The 16,967-nt window shown below is 35.1% G+C and carries 20 protein-coding genes and 1 pseudogene; 6 read left to right on the forward strand and 15 right to left on the reverse strand.

Annotation, left to right across the window (positions count from 1 at the left end):
* Positions 1-47: 47 nt before the first annotated feature.
* From C7954_RS06405 to C7954_RS13630, 7 genes and pseudogenes are all read right to left on the reverse strand, one after another.
* A complete protein-coding gene (locus tag C7954_RS06405; RefSeq protein WP_166635499.1) occupies positions 48-1,130 on the reverse strand; it encodes an ADP-ribosylglycohydrolase family protein in 1,083 nt (360 codons plus the stop codon).
* Positions 1,131-1,176: 46 nt separating this feature from the next.
* The gene (locus C7954_RS06410; RefSeq protein WP_089655723.1) at positions 1,177-2,613 is read right to left on the reverse strand and encodes a nicotinate phosphoribosyltransferase; all 1,437 of its coding nucleotides are present in this window, start codon (positions 2,611-2,613) and stop codon (positions 1,177-1,179) included.
* Between the two features lie 74 nt (positions 2,614-2,687).
* Positions 2,688-2,873 (reverse strand): CorA family divalent cation transporter, encoded by a 186-nt coding sequence (locus C7954_RS14045; protein WP_256208173.1) that lies wholly within the window; start codon positions 2,871-2,873, stop codon positions 2,688-2,690.
* 15 nt (positions 2,874-2,888) lie between these two features.
* Positions 2,889-3,122: pseudogene (locus C7954_RS14050) on the reverse strand (CorA family divalent cation transporter); the annotation flags it as partial.
* A gap of 30 nt (positions 3,123-3,152) precedes the next feature.
* Positions 3,153-3,491 (reverse strand): phenylpyruvate tautomerase MIF-related protein, encoded by a 339-nt coding sequence (locus tag C7954_RS06420; RefSeq protein WP_089720162.1) that lies wholly within the window; start codon positions 3,489-3,491, stop codon positions 3,153-3,155.
* Positions 3,492-3,529: 38 nt separating this feature from the next.
* Positions 3,530-3,814, reverse strand: coding sequence for a hypothetical protein (locus tag C7954_RS06425; RefSeq protein WP_073157686.1), 285 nt, complete (start codon positions 3,812-3,814; stop codon positions 3,530-3,532).
* Positions 3,807-3,944 carry a hypothetical protein gene (locus tag C7954_RS13630; RefSeq protein ID WP_159429268.1) on the reverse strand — a complete coding sequence of 46 codons (138 nt, stop codon included), beginning with the start codon at positions 3,942-3,944 and terminating at the stop codon, positions 3,807-3,809. Before C7954_RS13630 ends, C7954_RS06425 begins: the two co-directional genes overlap by 8 nt.
* Before the next feature lie 171 nt (positions 3,945-4,115).
* On the opposite strand from C7954_RS13630, the gene htpX reads away from it, so the two are divergent.
* Positions 4,116-4,952 carry a zinc metalloprotease HtpX gene (gene htpX, locus C7954_RS06430; protein WP_073157688.1) on the forward strand — a complete coding sequence of 279 codons (837 nt, stop codon included), beginning with the start codon at positions 4,116-4,118 and terminating at the stop codon, positions 4,950-4,952.
* Between the two features lie 85 nt (positions 4,953-5,037).
* Here the strand turns inward: htpX and C7954_RS06435 are convergent, their stop codons facing one another.
* On the reverse strand, positions 5,038-5,322 hold the full coding sequence (locus tag C7954_RS06435; RefSeq protein WP_073157691.1) for an ATP-binding protein: 285 nt from the start codon (positions 5,320-5,322) through the stop codon (positions 5,038-5,040).
* A gap of 230 nt (positions 5,323-5,552) precedes the next feature.
* Between C7954_RS06435 and C7954_RS06440 the strand changes: the two genes are divergently transcribed.
* Positions 5,553-5,987: a Dps family protein gene (locus C7954_RS06440; RefSeq protein WP_089717162.1), complete on the forward strand. Its 435-nt coding sequence runs from the start codon at positions 5,553-5,555 to the stop codon at positions 5,985-5,987.
* 69 nt (positions 5,988-6,056) lie between these two features.
* Here the strand turns inward: C7954_RS06440 and C7954_RS06445 are convergent, their stop codons facing one another.
* The 7 genes from C7954_RS06445 to C7954_RS06470 form a co-directional block, all read right to left on the reverse strand.
* Positions 6,057-6,599, reverse strand: coding sequence for a hypothetical protein (locus tag C7954_RS06445; protein WP_073157697.1), 543 nt, complete (start codon positions 6,597-6,599; stop codon positions 6,057-6,059).
* An 89-nt stretch (positions 6,600-6,688) separates the two neighbouring features.
* A complete protein-coding gene (locus C7954_RS06450; protein WP_073157700.1) occupies positions 6,689-6,964 on the reverse strand; it encodes a metal-sensitive transcriptional regulator in 276 nt (91 codons plus the stop codon).
* Positions 6,965-7,022: 58 nt separating this feature from the next.
* The gene (locus C7954_RS06455) at positions 7,023-9,509 is read right to left on the reverse strand and encodes a heavy metal translocating P-type ATPase (RefSeq protein WP_110301056.1); all 2,487 of its coding nucleotides are present in this window, start codon (positions 9,507-9,509) and stop codon (positions 7,023-7,025) included.
* A 57-nt stretch (positions 9,510-9,566) separates the two neighbouring features.
* Complete coding sequence (locus C7954_RS13635; protein ID WP_158531721.1) at positions 9,567-9,704, reverse strand: LDCC motif putative metal-binding protein; 138 nt, start codon at positions 9,702-9,704, stop codon at positions 9,567-9,569.
* Positions 9,705-9,804: 100 nt separating this feature from the next.
* Positions 9,805-10,245, reverse strand: a complete 441-nt coding sequence (locus C7954_RS06460) for a SoxR reducing system RseC family protein (protein WP_073157706.1) — start codon at positions 10,243-10,245, stop codon at positions 9,805-9,807.
* Between the two features lie 68 nt (positions 10,246-10,313).
* A complete protein-coding gene (locus tag C7954_RS06465) occupies positions 10,314-10,523 on the reverse strand; it encodes a heavy-metal-associated domain-containing protein (RefSeq protein ID WP_073157709.1) in 210 nt (69 codons plus the stop codon).
* Between the two features lie 81 nt (positions 10,524-10,604).
* A complete protein-coding gene (locus C7954_RS06470; RefSeq protein WP_081374531.1) occupies positions 10,605-11,252 on the reverse strand; it encodes a class I SAM-dependent methyltransferase in 648 nt (215 codons plus the stop codon).
* Positions 11,253-11,557: 305 nt separating this feature from the next.
* On the opposite strand from C7954_RS06470, the gene C7954_RS06475 reads away from it, so the two are divergent.
* The 4 genes from C7954_RS06475 (at position 11,558) to C7954_RS06490 (ending at position 16,924) form a co-directional block, all read left to right on the forward strand.
* Positions 11,558-12,817 carry a YeeE/YedE family protein gene (locus C7954_RS06475; RefSeq protein ID WP_073157715.1) on the forward strand — a complete coding sequence of 420 codons (1,260 nt, stop codon included), beginning with the start codon at positions 11,558-11,560 and terminating at the stop codon, positions 12,815-12,817.
* Between the two features lie 82 nt (positions 12,818-12,899).
* Entirely contained in the window at positions 12,900-14,597 is a 1,698-nt protein-coding gene (locus C7954_RS06480; RefSeq protein WP_073157718.1) for an FAD-dependent oxidoreductase, read from the forward strand.
* A 292-nt stretch (positions 14,598-14,889) separates the two neighbouring features.
* The gene (locus C7954_RS06485; RefSeq protein ID WP_134059122.1) at positions 14,890-15,747 is read left to right on the forward strand and encodes an ABC transporter permease; all 858 of its coding nucleotides are present in this window, start codon (positions 14,890-14,892) and stop codon (positions 15,745-15,747) included.
* 91 nt (positions 15,748-15,838) lie between these two features.
* A complete protein-coding gene (locus tag C7954_RS06490) occupies positions 15,839-16,924 on the forward strand; it encodes a taurine ABC transporter substrate-binding protein (RefSeq protein ID WP_073157720.1) in 1,086 nt (361 codons plus the stop codon).
* Positions 16,925-16,967: the final 43 nt, after the last annotated feature.

Consider the following 16,967-nt stretch of genomic DNA (forward strand, 5'->3'; position numbering starts at 1 on the left):
TGACAGCTTAAATAACTATCAAAACAGCTTTTATATTCAAAAGTCATCTATTTACATTTTTCTACCAGTTTATCAGTTAAATTGAGCAGCTCATTCTTCTGCTTAAGACCCTTTATAAATCTAGCCGGGATCCTGGAAAAACCGACCTGAGCTCCGATTAAAGCACCAGTCAGCATTGTTCTCACCTGATTCTGACCGCCTCCATTAAGGGCATTGAGCACTCCTGCTTCAAAATCATCTTTAAATCTAGCCGCTAGATAGTAGACAGCAGGCAGCATATGATAAATTGCACAGGGCATTCCATAAACAATTGAAACCTTCCAGGCAGGCTCAATTATTATATCCTGATCCTCAGCTGCTCGAGCCATATAAGAAGGTGAGAGCAATCCATCAGGAGAAGCAAAGATTCCCTCACCATAGAGATCAGATTCTTTAACAGTGTTATCCTTAGCGGGGGGATTTAAATTATCAGAAGTCACCTTATGAAAAGGTAATTCCCCTCGATCGACAGCCCGCATAAGTTTTTTAGAAATTTCAGGATCAAGTTTTTCCCCCTGAACCAAAATAGCCAGCACTGAGCTGTAAGCCACAGTTAAAGAAGCAATTAAATTATCTGCCTGAGTTAAAGCAGTATTATCAGTTATATTCAAACTTAAAGCCTTAAGATCATCTGCATAGAAAATTGCCTGCCCAATATTTCTTTCAATTGCCTCAGTCGTATCTGCATTACCTGCAGACTGATCCCAGGGCAGCTCGTTTTTAACCCTTGCCCGCCAGAGATGCCGCATTGACTGGCTTGTATATCCTCCCGGGCCAGCCATCGCCTTCCCAGAGATTTTAGGCAAAAAGTCTTCGTCCATCATTTTACAGAAAGCAGCCTGATCATAACCATTATTTTCAATTAAATGTTCAACCATCATTTTCAGTAAAATACCAGCCTGAGATATTTCTCCCGCCTCAAGGCCCCCATGATACCTGTCAGCTTTAGGTTCAGTATAATCATCAATCCAGTCACCATATTCAGCCCTCATTTCTTCTAAATCATAATACCAGTGAGGTCCAACTCCAAGAGCTTCACCGATAAAAGCACCCATCAATGCTCCTTTTGCTCTTTCTTTTTTACTGACCATAATTATATCTCCTTTTTAAATTTGCCCATAAAACAACTTTAAAACTTTACTTTTCCATTTTATTTTCCTGAATTAGCTTTTGCTTTAAATCATATAACTCATCTGAAAGGTCTACTTTCATTATATGAGGATTAGTCAATCTCTTATATTCTGCTCCCAGACTCTCTTTTTCCTTTTCTGCATATTCCTTAATTTCAGCCACTGTTGGAGAATCATAAACTAATTTACCATTTTTGAAAATTGGCTCCAACATCTCTCTCAGTTTATAATTACCTTCTTCAAGGGTAGTAGTTTTCCAGGTATCTCTGGCATCAAATAAAACTAAATCTTTATCTGCACTAATTTTTTCTTTTTCAAGAGCAACTAAATCTGCTCTGATTTCTCCATACTTTTCATCATAAATCCGAATCAGTTTTTTATTACCCGGATTAGTCATCTTTTCAATATTATCAGAAAGCTTAATTTTAGGCTGATCATTATATTCACTCATTTTATAAACTGCTCCAAAGGCAGGGCAGTCATAAGAAGTTATCAGTTTTGTTCCCACACCATAAAGGTCAATCTGTGCTCCCTGCAGATTAAGGGAAGTAATAATATCTTCATCAAGATTATTGGAAGCGACTATCACAGCATCTTCCAGACCAGCCTGATCAAGCATTTTTCGTGCCTCTTTAGAAAGATAGGCCAGATCTCCACTGTCCAGTCTAATGCCAAAGAGCTCTGAATCAATCCCTTTTTCCTTCATCTCTTTAAAAACTTTAATTGCATTAGGAACCCCCGATTTTAGTGTGTCATAGGTATCAACCAGGAGTATAGCACTATTGGGAAAATTGTCAGCATAGGTCCGGAAAGATTCCAGTTCACTTTCAAAGCTCATCACCCAGCTGTGGGCGTGAGTTCCGCTGACCTTAACTCCAAATTTTTTGCCGGTTAAAACATTGGAAGTCCCGGAGCAGCCCCCGATTACTGCTGCCCTTGCTCCATAGACCCCCGCATCTGGACCATGAGCCCGACGAAGGCCGAATTCCAACACATTTTTACCCTGAGCTGCCTCTGTTATTCTGGCCGCTTTGGTCGCAATCAAAGCCTGATGATTGATAAAATTCAATAGTGGAGTTTCTAATAACTGGGCCTGTAAAATAGATGCCTCCACTTTAAGAATTGGTTCTTTAGGAAACACAACACTACCTTCAGGAACTGAATAAATATCCCCTGTAAATTCAAAATCTTTTAGGTAATCTAAAAATCTTTCTTTAAATCCCTGACTTCTTAAATATTTAATATCATCTTCTCTAAACTCTAAATTCTTTATAAATTCGATAATCTGCTCTAAACCGGCAAAAACAGCATAACCATTACCACTGGGATTTTCTCTGTAAAAAAGGTCAAATACTGCATTTTCTGTTTTTCCCTTTTCAGCATATCCCTGAGCCATCGTCAGCTGATAAAAATCTGTTAAAAGACTTAAATCTCTCATTATAATAGACACCAACCTTATTTAATTTAAACTAATATTTGATATTATGTTCTTGTTTAGATTTTAACACTTTAGATTTATTAAATCCAATCATTTCGCTTAAATAACCAGTATTCGAACCCAATAATCACCAGCATTAAAATTGAAAAAATTCCAAAGGCTGCATTACTTTCAGTCCCTGGCATACCACCAATGTTAATGCCAAATAGCCCGGTTAAAAAACTTAAAAGTAAAAAGATACTACTGACAATAGAAAGAATATACATTGGACCATCACCTTTCTGATAACTCTGATCAATATCATCAATGGTAAAAACTCGTTCACTGCGGGTAGTAATTATTTTACCGGGTTCAATCCACATGTGCAGTGAAACCATGTCTTCCTCATCTGACTTCGAATTTAAATTTAGCCCCCGCAGATTAAGTAAAATCCCATCCTCATCTTTTAAAACCCGAGGTCTGGTTTCTTCAGAAATTAATTCTTTAATTACAATATTGGATAAACCGCTTTTTGCTTTTAACCAGACTTTAGCTTCGGCCTCTAACTAAAAGGTGCCTCTATCCCAGCCCCACATTGCACCTGGGACATTAGCAAATTCAATATAAATTCTGTCCTGCTCTATTTCCAGTTCCTGTTCAATAAATTCACAAATAAATTGAGATAGTTCTTCGGTCATTGACTGCTTTAAGCCAATACTTTTAACTTCAATAAATGCTGTTTTTTCTTTGCTGCCGCCAAAAGTCATCTTTAGTTCAGCTTCCAGAGCTGTCATAATATATGATTCTGGCTTTCCAAGCTGCTCTGCCATCTCAGCTGATAATTTTTTTAATAATTCTTCCTCTTTTTTTACCTTTTGATTGGTTTGTACTTTAATAAATGGCATTAAAATCACTTCCTCTTTAATTTTTGTTTAAATTATCTCTACTCACTTAAATTGCGAACTATACCATATTTCCTTAAAACTATTAAATCAGCATCAATTCTGCCACTTGTTTCAGGAGCATAATCTACATCAATCAACTCAATGAACTCTGATGTATAATCCTTTAAAACACCATTATATTTAACCCATTCACTGCCCTTTTTAAGCTCTAAAATTACTCTTTCGCCAATATAATCTTCAAGCAGTGGCTCATAGGAAGTTTCAACCAGCCCATAAAGCTCGTTTTTCCGTTTATTAACCTCTCTGTCATTACTGCTAACCATTTAAAAGTTCCAAACAGACTGTATCATCTCTAAAATCCTTAAGACATTTATCTTTTTTGATTTTTCTTAAGACAACTGCCACCAGTGCTGAAAGAACAATAAATATAATTGTTATAGCTGCAGCATCCAAAATTTACCCCCCTTTAATAATTTTTTTCTCACTATATCCATATTTAAACAAAGACAGGAAAATTCCTCTATTTTGAAGCCGTAATTTCTCATCAAATTTTAATTTGTATAAGTTATAATATTGCTGTAGAATTAGATTAGAAATAAGTATATTATACGAGGAGGTAAAATAATGCACCGTACAAAAACATTTTTATTAATGTTTACTTTAATAATTGTATTTATGTTTTTTGGAGGAATGATCGCCGGTGAGAATGGAATTGTAATGGCCTTTATTTTTGCCCTTGCAATAAATTTCATCAGTTATTGGAATAGTGACAAACTGGCAATTAAAATGACTAAATCAAGACCTTTGAATGAAAATGAAGCACCAGAAATTTACAGGATAGTAAGAAAGCTGTCTAAAAATGCTAAACTACCGATGCCAAAAATTTATTTAACTCCAACAAATCAGCCAAATGCTTTTGCAACAGGGAGAAATCCAGAACATGCTGCAGTTGCAGTTACTCAAGGATTAATTCGCTTATTAAATGAGGATGAATTAGAAGGCGTTATTGCCCATGAACTGGCTCATGTTAAAAATCGAGATACTCTAATCAGTACCATGGCAGCAGTAATGGCTGGAGCACTTGCGTTTCTAGCTAGGATGGGAAGATTCAGAATGATCTTTGGTGGCCGCCGTAACAATAATGGAGCCGGAGCTTTACTGCAGCTGGTTGCTATTATCTTTGCACCTCTCGCGGCTATTTTAATCAAAATGGCAATTTCTCGCTCAAGAGAATATATTGCTGATGAAACCGGAGGAGAGATTTCTGGTAATCCAGAAGGCTTAGCCAGTGCTTTAGAGAAAATGGAACGCTACAGCCAGGGACGAGAAAAAATGCAGGTTAATGAAGCTGCAGCCCATATGTTCATTTTAAATCCACTTTCTAATGAAGGTATGGCAAAATTATTTAGCTCACACCCTCCGACAGAAGAAAGAATCAAAAAACTGCGCCAGTTAAAATAAACCAGCACAGTCTTTAAATAAAATATTAATTAACAGTCAGGAGTTTTCTATGTAAATAGATAATTTCTGGCTTTTTTTATAAAAATTATTCAAACCAGTGGTTTACATCATAACGACCGCTGAAAAAGCAACCGGCATTTGGTGCTATTTCATTATCTAATTCAACCTGAGATAATTTGCGTCTTTGAATAGTTATCGCTTCTCTTGGACATTTTTTAATACAATTGATAAAAGACCCGCAAAATGATTCTGCTGCCAATACTGCTTTACCACTTTTGATTTTTATTCCACCCTTAGTACAATGAGTTATACATTTTCCACATCCATTGCATTTGTTTTGATCAATAGTAATATATTTTTTTAGCTGCATGATAATCTCCTTTATTTTAGTTATTTAATTATATTATATAAGAATTTTTTCTTTAGTTATGTGATATAAATCATATAACTGTAGTTATTTAAGATTTCCAGTTTTTAATCAACACCATTAGACAAAATATTGCCTTGACAAAAGTATCTAAATAGAATATTATAATAAATGTAGAAATTAATAATAATAATCATTACTAATAATAAAAAATTAAACAGGAGGAATTCAAAATGAAAAATTACGAAAAAATGAACACTTATTTAGCAAACTTAGCAGTATTAAACACAAAGTTACACAACTTACACTGGAATGTAGAAGGTAAGCAGTTTATGCAGGTTCACAGCTTTACCGAAGAACTTTATGATGATTTCTTTGAAAAATATGATGAAGTTGCAGAAATTATGAAGATGAAAGGTGAATTTCCATTAGTAAAGCTAAACGATTATATTGAAGCTGCAACTATTGAAGAATTAGATTCTAAAAAGTATGGTGTAGATGAGGTATTGAATGAAGTTCAGTCTGATTTAAAAGAAATGAAAAAATTAGCTGCAGAAATTAGAAACGATGCTGATGCTGATGGTGACTTTGAAGTTGTTGGTGCCTTTGAAGATCATGTAGCTGGCTACAGCCAAAATATCTGGTTTGTAACTGCTATTTTAGCATAATTAACTTAAATAATTTAAAATGATAAAAGCCCTAATGCTTTAAAGCATTAGGGCTTTTTTGCAGTTATTTTAATTTTGGACTTCTATAACTCCAGTCACTTCACTATCATTAGTAATTTCTGCTGATTTCTGATATTCTTCATTAGCAAAATAAATATTTCCTTCGACAACGGCATCATAAAGTGTGAATCCATTTGCCTCTACAATAATATCTCCTACAAATGTTCCTGCCTGGAAGCGTGTATTTGGACTTTTAATAATCATTTCAGGAGCTGTGATAGTATATCTGTCTGTTATATTACGCTGATCATCCTGAGCATAAGCTGCTATTTTTCTATAGAGATCATTTTCAGAATCTCCATCATCATAAAATTTTCCTTCAACTGTTATTGCTTCTTCAAAAGTCAAATCATTCAAAGTTGCAACAATCCAGCTGCCATCAGCACTTACTGCATTAATAAATGCTTCCTCATCCGCAATAATTGAGGCTGTGGTTACGGTATCTGCTGTTTCCGGTTCTGGAGCTGCTCCCTGTTCTCCAGCTCCAGAACATGCTGCTAACACAAAAATCGACAAAACAGCTATTAAAGCTACAATTAACTTTTTCTTCATATTCATATTCCTCCTTTAATTCTGTCAACAAATTCCAATTTCCTCTTACTTTTTTATCTTTATAATCAAACTTAAAATCTAAATTCAGTTTAATCAGTAAACTTAGCCAAAACATTCATCAATTCATTTATGATTTCGTCGCCTTCTTCATTTTTGACTGCTCTCTGAACACAGCCGTGCACATGTTTATCAAGGATTTTTAGACCAACTTTTTTTAGTCCCCCTTGAACGGCATTGATCTGATGCAGAATATCAACACAGTACTTTTCTTCATCTACCATCCGCTGTAGACCGCGAACCTGGCCTTCTATTCTTCTTAAGCGATTTGTAAGTTCCTTTTTATCCAGCTCACATAAAGAATTCATCAAACCCCTCCTAATTCCTCTATTTCATTATATCATATTTGATTATCTACTCCCAATTTTATTTATAATTCGCTTGTACATTTTCCCGTCTCAAGAGGTTAGCATTTGTGACAACACTAATTGAACTTGTCGCCATTGCCATCTCAGCAATTACAGGATGTAATAGTCCAAGAATTGCAACTGGAATAGCAATTAGGTTGTAGAAAAAGGCCCAGAAAAGATTCTGTTTGATCTTCTTAAAGGTCGCTCGGGAGAGCTTAACTGCTGTGATTACAGAAGATAAATCACCTCGAACTAAGGTAATATCTGAAGATTCAATTGCAATATCTGTACCGGTACCAATTGCTATTCCAACATTTGCCTGAGTTAAAGCTGGTGCATCATTGATTCCATCACCAACCATAGCAATAACACCAAACTTAGACTGCAGTTCTTTTACTTTATCTACCTTACCATCGGGCATTACTTCCGCAACTACATGATCAATTCCTACTTCTTTTGCTATTGCCTCAGCTGTACGCTGATTGTCACCAGTGATCATTGCTGTTTCTAGTCCCAGTTTTTTGAGTTCTGCAATTGCCTGAAACGAATCCTCTTTTAAAGCATCTGCCACAGCAACTATTCCCAGCATTTTACCATCAGCTGCAGCTAACATTGCAGTTTTGGCTTCATTTTCTAACCTCTGTAATTCACCTTCAAAATCAGAGGTATCTATTCCTGCTGATTCCATTAATTTTCTACTTCCAACAAGTACCTCTTTACCATCAACTTCTGCCTTAACACCTTTACCAGTAACAGAATTGAAATTTTTAATTTCTTTTATTTCAATTTCTCTGTCTTTTGCGCCCTGAACTATTGCTTCTCCCAGAGGATGTTCAGAACCTGCTTCTACACTTGCGGCTAACTGCAGTAATTCCTCTTCACTGCTGTTTGAGGCTGCAGTTATATCTGTTACCTCGGGTTTACCTTTAGTAATGGTTCCAGTTTTATCAAAAACAATTGTGTGTACATCTTTCATAGTTTGGATTGCCTCACCTTTACGGATTAAAACTCCATTTTCAGCTCCAATTCCACTTCCAACCATCAGTGCAGTTGGAGTTGCCAGTCCTAAAGCACAGGGGCAGGCGATTACTAAGACAGCAATTGTTGCAAAAATTGCCAGGGTAAATGTTCCTAATGTTGGATCAACCCAAGGCAAAAATGATTGGGCCCAGAAACCAACTTCTCGCAATGTATCAGGAAAAATCAACCAAGAAATAAAGGTTAAAGTAGCTATAATTAAAACAGTTGGGACAAAGATTCCTGTTATCTTATCAGCAAATTCCTGAATGGGAACTTTGGTTCCCTGAGCTTCCTCTACCATTTTAACTACCTGTGAAAGAAAGGTGTCTTTACCAACTTTAGTGGCTTTAACTTTAATCAATCCATTCTGGTTAACTGTAGCACCAATTACTTCGTCTCCTTCTTTTCTCTTAACAGGCATTGACTCTCCAGTTGCCATTGATTCATCAACTGTCGTCTCACCTTCTACAATTTCTCCATCAGTAGGTATTTTTTCTCCTGGTTTGATCAGCATAATATCTCCAGGCTGTACATTTTCAATTGCAACTTCTTTTTCATTTCCATTTTCAATAATTGTGGCAGTTTTGGCTCCCAGTTCCAGCAGTTTTCGAATTGCCTGAGAGGCCCTACCTTTTGCTGTTTCTTCTATATAACGTCCGGTTAAATGAAAAGCCATAATCATTGCTGAAACACCTGCATAATTGGCAATTGGAGTAAAAAACACAGCCGGGCCGGTTATAAAAGCAGCTCCAGTACCCATTGCAATTAAAACATCCATATTGGCACTGCCGTGGCTGACCGCTCGATAGGCAGTAACAAAAGTTTTGCGGCCAAAAATAAAGAGCGGTGGAATAGCCAGCACAATCATTCCTAAATTAAATATCTGCATATTGGGCCAGGCAACACCAAAGAACATCTCTGGAATCATCCAGAGCATGATTGGAATTGTAAAAGCCCAGGTCCCCCACATCTTTTTCTTTGCTGCTTTAACTTTTTTCAGATCATCACTTATTTCATCCTCAGCACTCTCACTACTTTTGTCTGTTTCTTCATCTTCAAAACTGAGCAGCTCATAACCAGAATTTTTTACAATTTCTCGAAAGTCATTTTTGCTTAAAATTTCTGGATTATATTCAACACTACCCTTTTCAGTTGCAATATTAACATTTGCCTGATAAACACCGTCACTTTTATTTAAAGCCTTCTCAACTGCTGCCGAACAGCTGGCACAAGTCATTCCACCTACCTTAAAAGAAGTCTTTGCCTTTTCTTCTTTAACACCATAACCGCTGTTTTCAACAACCTCAATCAATTTATCTCTGCTGTTTTGCTGTGGATCAAAAGTGACATATGCTTTTTCAGCAGCAAAATTAACCTGTGCCTCACTTACTCCATTTGCTTTGTTTAAAGATTTTTCTACCGTTTGAGCACAGCTGGCACAGCTCATATCTGTTATTTTTAAAGTTATTTTCTTACTAGCCATTATTCTGCACCTCCATTAAAATTATATAAATTTTATCTAAAATCCAAATAATTAAATCTACTTTTTATTTTCTTTTTTTGTTTTTCCATCTCCACAACAGTCCGGAACATCATCTCCATACTGCTTTTCATTGGCGGAAGCCAGTTTGTTAACAAATTTCTGCCACCAATTTTTTTTGCTTTTATCCTGAACCATCTTATATCCTCCTCAGAGTATAAACTATATTAATTCTAAGAGTACAATTAATTTTTTATTTAAACTTCTAAAAACAATGTCGTGCAGCTTTGCTTATTATTTAATTTCGATTAATTACTCTTTTAATTCTCGGTTTAAACGAAGAAATTTTTTCAAGATAAGAATTAAACATTTTATTTATTAAAAAAGAAAGAATTAAAAAAATAAAAGTACCAGCAATACCTGCCAATTCTACTGCCGCTATACCAAATAAAGATGCCATCCAGACTCCAAAAAAATAGCCAATTATCATTAAAAATATTGGAATCACATAAACAACAACAGTAGCAAATAAGAGATTTCCTTTTTCCATTTCAACTAAAACCTGATCTCCGGCTGTAACTCCAATTTTATCTTCAACTTCTAAAACAATCTCATCCTGGTCATGACTATCACCGGCCAGACTGCAGCTTTTATCACATTTGCTGCAGGCAGAGTATCTGATTATTTTCAATTCTGCTTTATTCTTTTTACTTTTAACTACAGTAGCTAATTCTTCCATTGGAGTTTTCCTCCTCATTTTATAAGATATACCCCTACAATGTATATATAGATTAAAATTTTTTAAATTTATACTGTTTTAATATATTTGTAGCCAGCCTCTTCAACAGCGGCCTTAAATTTAGCTTCTGCTACCTCTTTTTCCATTTCTACTACAGCCTGACCTTGATCTGCATCAGCTTCTGCAGCAATAACACCATCAATTTTTTCTAATTCTTTTTTAGTATGCATTTCACAATGTTCACAGGACATTCCTTCTATAATAATAGTTTTTTTCATTTTTAACATCTCCTTTATACATTATACATGTAGGGGGTATAAGTTATAATAACATTACTTAGTATTTTTGTCAAGATTTAATTATTTTTTAAGCTCAATTTCTTTAACAATATCGGACATCAAATCATTAACCTCAACCAGCTTAAGTCCAGCTCTTTCTATATTTTTTATTGTTTTACGATTTATATTTGCTCCCCAGGTGTAGAGGCTAACCCAGTTAAACCAGTCCATCATTTTACCAACAAATTCATTCTGACTGCGCATATGCTCCAACATTATTATCCTCCCGTCTTCTTTAAGCACTCTTTTTAGTTCTTTTAATCCTTTAACTGGATCTGGGACTGAGCAAAATACACAGCTGGTAACAATAAAATCAAAATAATTATCTTCAAAATCCAGATCCTGAATATCCATCTCCAGCAAATTTACTTCTTTATTATATTTTTTAGCTTTTTTCTCTGCTTCTTTAATCATTTTAGGACTGAAATCTATAGCATAAATTTCAAGATCATCCAGATAATACTCAATATTCTTGCCGCTGCCGACACCGGCTTCCAGTAATTTGATCTCACTCCTGTTCAATTCAGATTGATCAATTTTTTTACTCACCTTCTGCCAGAGATTCTGACGCCAATCTCCCATCTTTCCCTTTTCCATAAACAGTTCTAAAGAATCGTAAACTGGAGCAATTCGATCATAACGCTTTTTAATTTTATTATCTTTACTCATAATAAAAACTCCTTATTAATATACTATATACCTCTATATGGTATCTTTAAACATAGTATAACACTCAGAATTAAAAAAGTCAAAATCACTTGTCTATAAAATAAAGTTATCCTACATAAGATATTATTATTTTAGTATTGTTAATAAATAGTATATAATTATTATAGATGATTGTGAATAATATTATAAATAACATTATAACTTAGCCTGGCAGTTATTTTTATCTCTGTTATAATTTTTTGTTCTGTTTTGCGAATTTTAGAACAAAGTTATTTTTATTCAAAAAATAAGGAGGGAATTTTTTTATGAAAAAATTTGAAAAAGCATTAGGGTTTATAGCTATTATTATTATTTTAGCTGCAGCCAAATTCTGGCTGAAAACAGATCTTTTATTTTTTAGATTATTAGCTGGAGCAGGACTTGGATATGCTTTAGCACGAGCTTATACTGGTTTTGCTGGGAGTGTAAATAGAGCTTACAGAACAGGTTCAACCAAATTAATGAGAACTATGTTATTTATGTTTTTTATTACAGCCGTTCTAATTACAGCTTTTCTCTTTGGTAAAGATCCAGCCAGCTACAATCTCTGGATTAAACCAATTAATATAGGCTTAATCTTAGGTGGTTTTCTATTTGGTTTCGGTATGTCTATTTCAGTCTGCTGTGCAAGTGGAGTTTTAACTGACCTACCTCAGGCATTACCAAGAGCGTTTACAACTCTTATCTTCTTTATGTTTGGAGTTTTTATCGGTTTTCCAGTTCAGTACACAGCTGATTGGGTTCAAGAATCATGGTTCAGCACCTATATAGGCTACAGAACAATGGGTGGGGTTTTTCTGCCTGACTTATTTCAGGGAGATGGGTTTGAAGGTTATCTAGGTGCCTTAATTCTTTTAGGTGCTATTTGTCTGTTCTTTACCTTCTTATCCTATTATTACGAAAAACGTCAAAAAAAATCAGGAAAATACACTGGTTTAGAAATAGAAAGAGTTCAGGAAAATTTAGAGCCCATGGATTTAAAGAATTTCAAATTATTTAGTAAAGATACCTATTACCACTTTTTCGAAAAACCGTGGACCTTAAAACAGGGTGCTATAGCATTAGCTGTAATTGTTACAGTTATGCTGGGAGTAACAGGGTATGGCTGGGGAATTTCTCAAGCCTATGGTATCTGGTTTGGTAAAATATTAATGTTATTTGGTGTCTCTGCTGAAGCTATTGCAGAATTCACTCAATTGTCAGCTCAAAATTTTGCCACTCCATTTTTTGAACACCAAATTTCTGTCCAGAACTTTGGTATTTTAATTGGAGCAATTATTTATCTTCTAACTGCAGGTAAATTTATGGAGTCCTTTAAAAGTGAACTGCAAATTAGCAAAAAACAGGCGGCAATGTATTCACTTGGTGGGTTAACAATGGGTTTTGGTACTCGTCTCGCTCAGGGATGTAATGTTGGAGCATTATTTACTCCTATCTCTAACTTTTCTTTATCAGGCTGGGTATTCTTAATCTTTATGATTATTGGCGGAATAATTAGTAATAAGTTCAGTGAAAAAGTATTTTAATTTAGTAAGTAACATTCCCTCTCAACCATTATTTTTGTTGAGAGGATGATTTATAATATAAAATTTACAGGAGGAATATAAGATGAGTAGAAGAATTTTAGTTGTTGGGGGAGTAGCTGGTGGTGCAGGTACAGCTGCTAGAGTAAGAAGACTTGATGAAGACGCAGAAGTTATTATGTTTGAAAGAGGCTCACATGTCTCTTTTTCTAACTGCTCCTTACCTTATCATTTAAGCGGGATTGTTAGAGACTGTGATGACTTAGTATTAATGTGTCCTTCCAAATTTGCCGAGCAGTATAATATTGATGCTCGAGTTAATAGTGAAGTTACTAGAATCAATAGATATGAAAAAACAATAGAAGTTAAAAACTTAGAAACCGGAGAAACTTACACAGAAAAATATGATAAGTTAATGCTCTCTCCTGGTGCCAATCCAATTAAACCTGGTAGTATTAAGGGAGTTAATAATGATAATGTCTTTACTATTAGAAATGTTGATGATATTGATAAATTAAATCAGTATGTTAAGAAAAACAATGTAGAAAATGTAGCAGTAATTGGTGCCGGCTATATCGGTGTTGAAATTGCTGAAAACTTTATTCACTCTGATAAAAATGTAGCTTTAGTAGAAGCTATGGATCAGGTCTTAAATCCTTTTGACTTTGATATGGCACAGATTATTCAAAAAGAACTCTATGATAATGGAGTAAATGTGGTTTTATCTGATCCTCTTAGTGAAGTTAATGATAACCATGTAGTTTTAAAATCTGGTAAAAAAATTGATGCTGAAGCAGTTGTTTTAGCAATTGGAGTTAGTCCAGAAACCAAACTTGCAGAAGATGCCGGCCTTAAAATTGGAGAAACAGGTGGGATCGAGGTAAATCACAATTATGTAACAAGTGATCCAGATATTTATGCTGTGGGAGATGTAATTGAAGTTTATTCTAAGATTGCCCGCTCTAAAACAAGATTACCACTTGCCGGTCCTGCTCAGAGACAGGCCAGAGCAGCAGCCAACCATATGTATAATATTCCTAATAAAAATAATGGAGTTATTGGAACTTCTGTAATTAGAGCTTTTGATTACAATGCAGCTGCAACTGGACTCAACGAAAAGCAGCTAAAAGATGCTGGTATTTCTTATGACTTTGTTTATGTTATTCCAACAGACAAAGTAAGCTTAATGCCGGATGCTAATCCTTTACATTTTAAATTGATTTATGAGGTACCAACAGGAAAAATTCTTGGTGCTCAGGCAATTGGGAAAGGTAATGTAGATAAAAGAATTGATGTAATGGCAACAGCTATTTTAATGGATGCAACTGTAGAAGATTTAACAGAATCAGAGTTAGCTTATGCTCCTCTCTTCTCTACTCCCAGAAATGCTGTTAACCAGGCAAGCCTTGTTGCTACAAACTTAATCAACAACCGCTACAATCAGGTTCCAGTAACAAAGGTTAGAGAATTAGTAGAAAATGATGCCTTTATTGTAGATGTTCGCGAAGAGGATGAATATGAAGCCGGCCATTTGGTTAATTCTATCAATATTCCTTTAAGTGAATTAAGAGAAAGAACTGATGAAATTCCTAAAGACCAGCCGGTATACCTACACTGCCGCTCAGGTCAGAGAAGTTATAATGCTGTTTTAGCTCTGCAGGGTAGGGGCTTTGATAATGTAATCAATGTCTCAGGTTCTTTCTTAGGAATCTGCTGCTACGAATACTTTTTAGATCAGACAACTGACCGCGAAAAAATTGTAACTGAGTATAATTTTGAGTAAAGGCTAATAGGTATAATAGGTACCGGGTACTTGAGAAGTTTTTCCAATCAACTCGGTTAATTCTAGTTATAAATCAAAAATTAAAAGTACCTGGTACCTGGATTATGGTACCTGGATTAAATTTCCCGGTACCAGGTACCTTAATTAGACCATCAGGGTTAAACTTGGTGGTCTTTTTAATCATTTATCAGCACTTTTAAAATTGATAATTTACTGCAAATATGATATCTTTGATGTTAGTATATGACTTATGTTCAAAAAGATAGTGAGGATTATGAGGACGTGTAAAGAAATGGTTTTAAACAAAAAGAAAAACAATAAACAAAAAGAAAAACCAGCAGCAAATAATCCAAAAATTAGCCGCGAATCCGAAAAAAATAAAAAAACTAAAACAGAAAAAGCCCTCACTTTTATAACCTGGGCTACTATTTTTCTTACCTGGTATATAGTTACTAAGTTAGGTATCTTTACCCCTACCCTGCTGCCTGGACCAGCAAGGGTCTGGAATGCATTTTTAAGAATTCTAGAAAATGGTTATAATGGAGTTCCTCTCTGGCTTCATTTAGGAGCCAGTTTTAAACGTTTATTTGTGGCGCTTTTCTTTGCCATCTTTACTGCTGTTCCTCTTGGCTTATTAAGCGGTTATTTTGACAAAGTTGAAGCAGTAATTGATTCTGTTGTAGAATTTTATCGCCCCCTGCCACCACTAGCTTATTATACACTTCTAGTGCTCTGGTTTGGAATCGATGATACCTCCAAACAGATTCTCTTATTTTTAGCTGGATTTGCTCCTATTTATATTGCCTGTGTTTCTGCAGTCAGGAAGTTAAATCAGGACTTTGTCTTAAGTGCACGCTCACTGGGAGCAGCTCAAAAGGATGTTTTTTTTAAGATTGTACTCCCTGCTTCTCTACCTGAAATTTTCACTGGAATTAGAACCGCCTTTGGTGTCGCCTATACAACACTTGTTTCCTCAGAAATGGTTGCCGCAACATCAGGAATAGGCTGGATGGTTTTAGATGCATCTAATTTTTTGAAAAGTGATGTAATCTTTGTTGGAATTATAATTATGGGAATTACAGGTGTGATAATTGATGCTGGTTTAAGATTTCTAGAAAGAAAAATTATTTTTTGGAAGGGTCATGTTTAACTAAATTGTTTGAAATATATTAAAATATTGTAAGATAAATTTTAAAACTATTAGATTTTACATTACTATCACAAATCTGGAGGGAAAGACAATGAAAAATAAATATTTTAAAAAAATAATGCTTATTTTCTTAATTACTGCTCTGGCTTTAACTTTAACTGCCTGTGGTAATGATCAAGCTCAAAATGAAGGTCAAGAAATTAAAAATACAGCTGCTGAGGAAGAACTACCAGAAGAGATTAACTTTGGGATTTTAAGAGTTCCAAATGATGAAACCATTGCAGTTGCAGAAGGTTTTTTTGATAAATATTTTACCGAACGTGGAATTAAAATTAATACCAGAATTTTTGACTCAGGTGTAGAGGCCAATCAGGCTTTAGCTTCCGGCAGTATTGATTTTGCAACTATGGGAAACACCAATGCTATTACTGCTCTAGCACGTGAACTTAATGTTGAATTAATCTGGATTCATGAAGTTTTGGGAGAAAATGAAGCTCTGGCAGTCAAAAATGGTTCTGGGATTGAAAAAGTTGAAGATCTAGTTGGAAAAAGAATTGCAGTCCCTTTTGCTTCTACCTCCCATTATGTTCTTTTAAATGTTTTAAAAGAAGCAGGTATTGAAAAAGATGTTCAGCTTTTAGATATGCAGACTGCCGAGATTGTAGCAGCCTGGGAGCGCGGTGATGTTCAGGCAGCTTATACCTGGCAGCCAACCCTAGCCCAGCTTTTAAAAAGCGGTTATACTTTAACTGACAGCAGCGAAATGGCTGAAAAAGGGTATATAACTGCCAATGTAGAGGTTGTTCGTAAGAAGTTCTCAGAGAAATATCCCGAATTAGTTGCTGATTTCATTTCTGCTTTAAGTGAAGCCGGTGACATTTATAGAAATAATCCGAAAAAAGCAGCTGAAATTGCTGGTAATGAACTTGGAATTGAAACCGAAGTCGCTCTCCACCAGATGCGCGGCACCACCTGGAAAACTAGAGAAGAACTTTTAAGTCAAGATTTCTTTGGCACTGCTGATCAGCCTGGCAGCTTTGCTAAAGTGATGAAAGATACTTCTGATTTTCTGCAGCGGCAGGGCTCTATAGAAGAATCTCCTTCTCAAGCAGATTTTAATAAATATGTTAATCCAGAATATATAAAAATATCTTTAAAAAATGATCAGAATAATTAAAGAAGTAATTTTCAATTATATATATAGTTAACCAGGAAAGGAT

Source organism: Halanaerobium congolense, assembly GCF_004366375.1.
Taxonomy (GTDB): Bacteria; Bacillota; Halanaerobiia; order Halanaerobiales; family Halanaerobiaceae; genus Halanaerobium; species Halanaerobium congolense.

Coding starts and splice junctions, on each gene's coding strand:
- C7954_RS06405 (WP_166635499.1), bottom strand. CDS start 1,130: ATGGTCAGTAAAAAAGAAAGAGCAAAAGGAGCATTGATGGGTGCTTTT.
- C7954_RS14045 (WP_256208173.1), bottom strand. CDS start 2,873: ATGTATATTCTTTCTATTGTCAGTAGTATCTTTTTACTTTTAAGTTTT.
- C7954_RS06420 (WP_089720162.1), bottom strand. CDS start 3,491: ATGCCATTTATTAAAGTACAAACCAATCAAAAGGTAAAAAAAGAGGAA.
- C7954_RS06425 (WP_073157686.1), bottom strand. CDS start 3,814: ATGGTTAGCAGTAATGACAGAGAGGTTAATAAACGGAAAAACGAGCTT.
- htpX (WP_073157688.1), top strand. CDS start 4,116: ATGCACCGTACAAAAACATTTTTATTAATGTTTACTTTAATAATTGTA.
- C7954_RS06435 (WP_073157691.1), bottom strand. CDS start 5,322: ATGCAGCTAAAAAAATATATTACTATTGATCAAAACAAATGCAATGGA.
- C7954_RS06440 (WP_089717162.1), top strand. CDS start 5,553: ATGAAAAATTACGAAAAAATGAACACTTATTTAGCAAACTTAGCAGTA.
- C7954_RS06445 (WP_073157697.1), bottom strand. CDS start 6,599: ATGAAGAAAAAGTTAATTGTAGCTTTAATAGCTGTTTTGTCGATTTTT.
- C7954_RS06450 (WP_073157700.1), bottom strand. CDS start 6,964: ATGAATTCTTTATGTGAGCTGGATAAAAAGGAACTTACAAATCGCTTA.
- C7954_RS06455 (WP_110301056.1), bottom strand. CDS start 9,509: ATGGCTAGTAAGAAAATAACTTTAAAAATAACAGATATGAGCTGTGCC.
- C7954_RS13635 (WP_158531721.1), bottom strand. CDS start 9,704: ATGGTTCAGGATAAAAGCAAAAAAAATTGGTGGCAGAAATTTGTTAAC.
- C7954_RS06460 (WP_073157706.1), bottom strand. CDS start 10,245: ATGGAAGAATTAGCTACTGTAGTTAAAAGTAAAAAGAATAAAGCAGAA.
- C7954_RS06465 (WP_073157709.1), bottom strand. CDS start 10,523: ATGAAAAAAACTATTATTATAGAAGGAATGTCCTGTGAACATTGTGAA.
- C7954_RS06470 (WP_081374531.1), bottom strand. CDS start 11,252: ATGAGTAAAGATAATAAAATTAAAAAGCGTTATGATCGAATTGCTCCA.
- C7954_RS06475 (WP_073157715.1), top strand. CDS start 11,558: ATGAAAAAATTTGAAAAAGCATTAGGGTTTATAGCTATTATTATTATT.
- C7954_RS06480 (WP_073157718.1), top strand. CDS start 12,900: ATGAGTAGAAGAATTTTAGTTGTTGGGGGAGTAGCTGGTGGTGCAGGT.
- C7954_RS06485 (WP_134059122.1), top strand. CDS start 14,890: ATGGTTTTAAACAAAAAGAAAAACAATAAACAAAAAGAAAAACCAGCA.
- C7954_RS06490 (WP_073157720.1), top strand. CDS start 15,839: ATGAAAAATAAATATTTTAAAAAAATAATGCTTATTTTCTTAATTACT.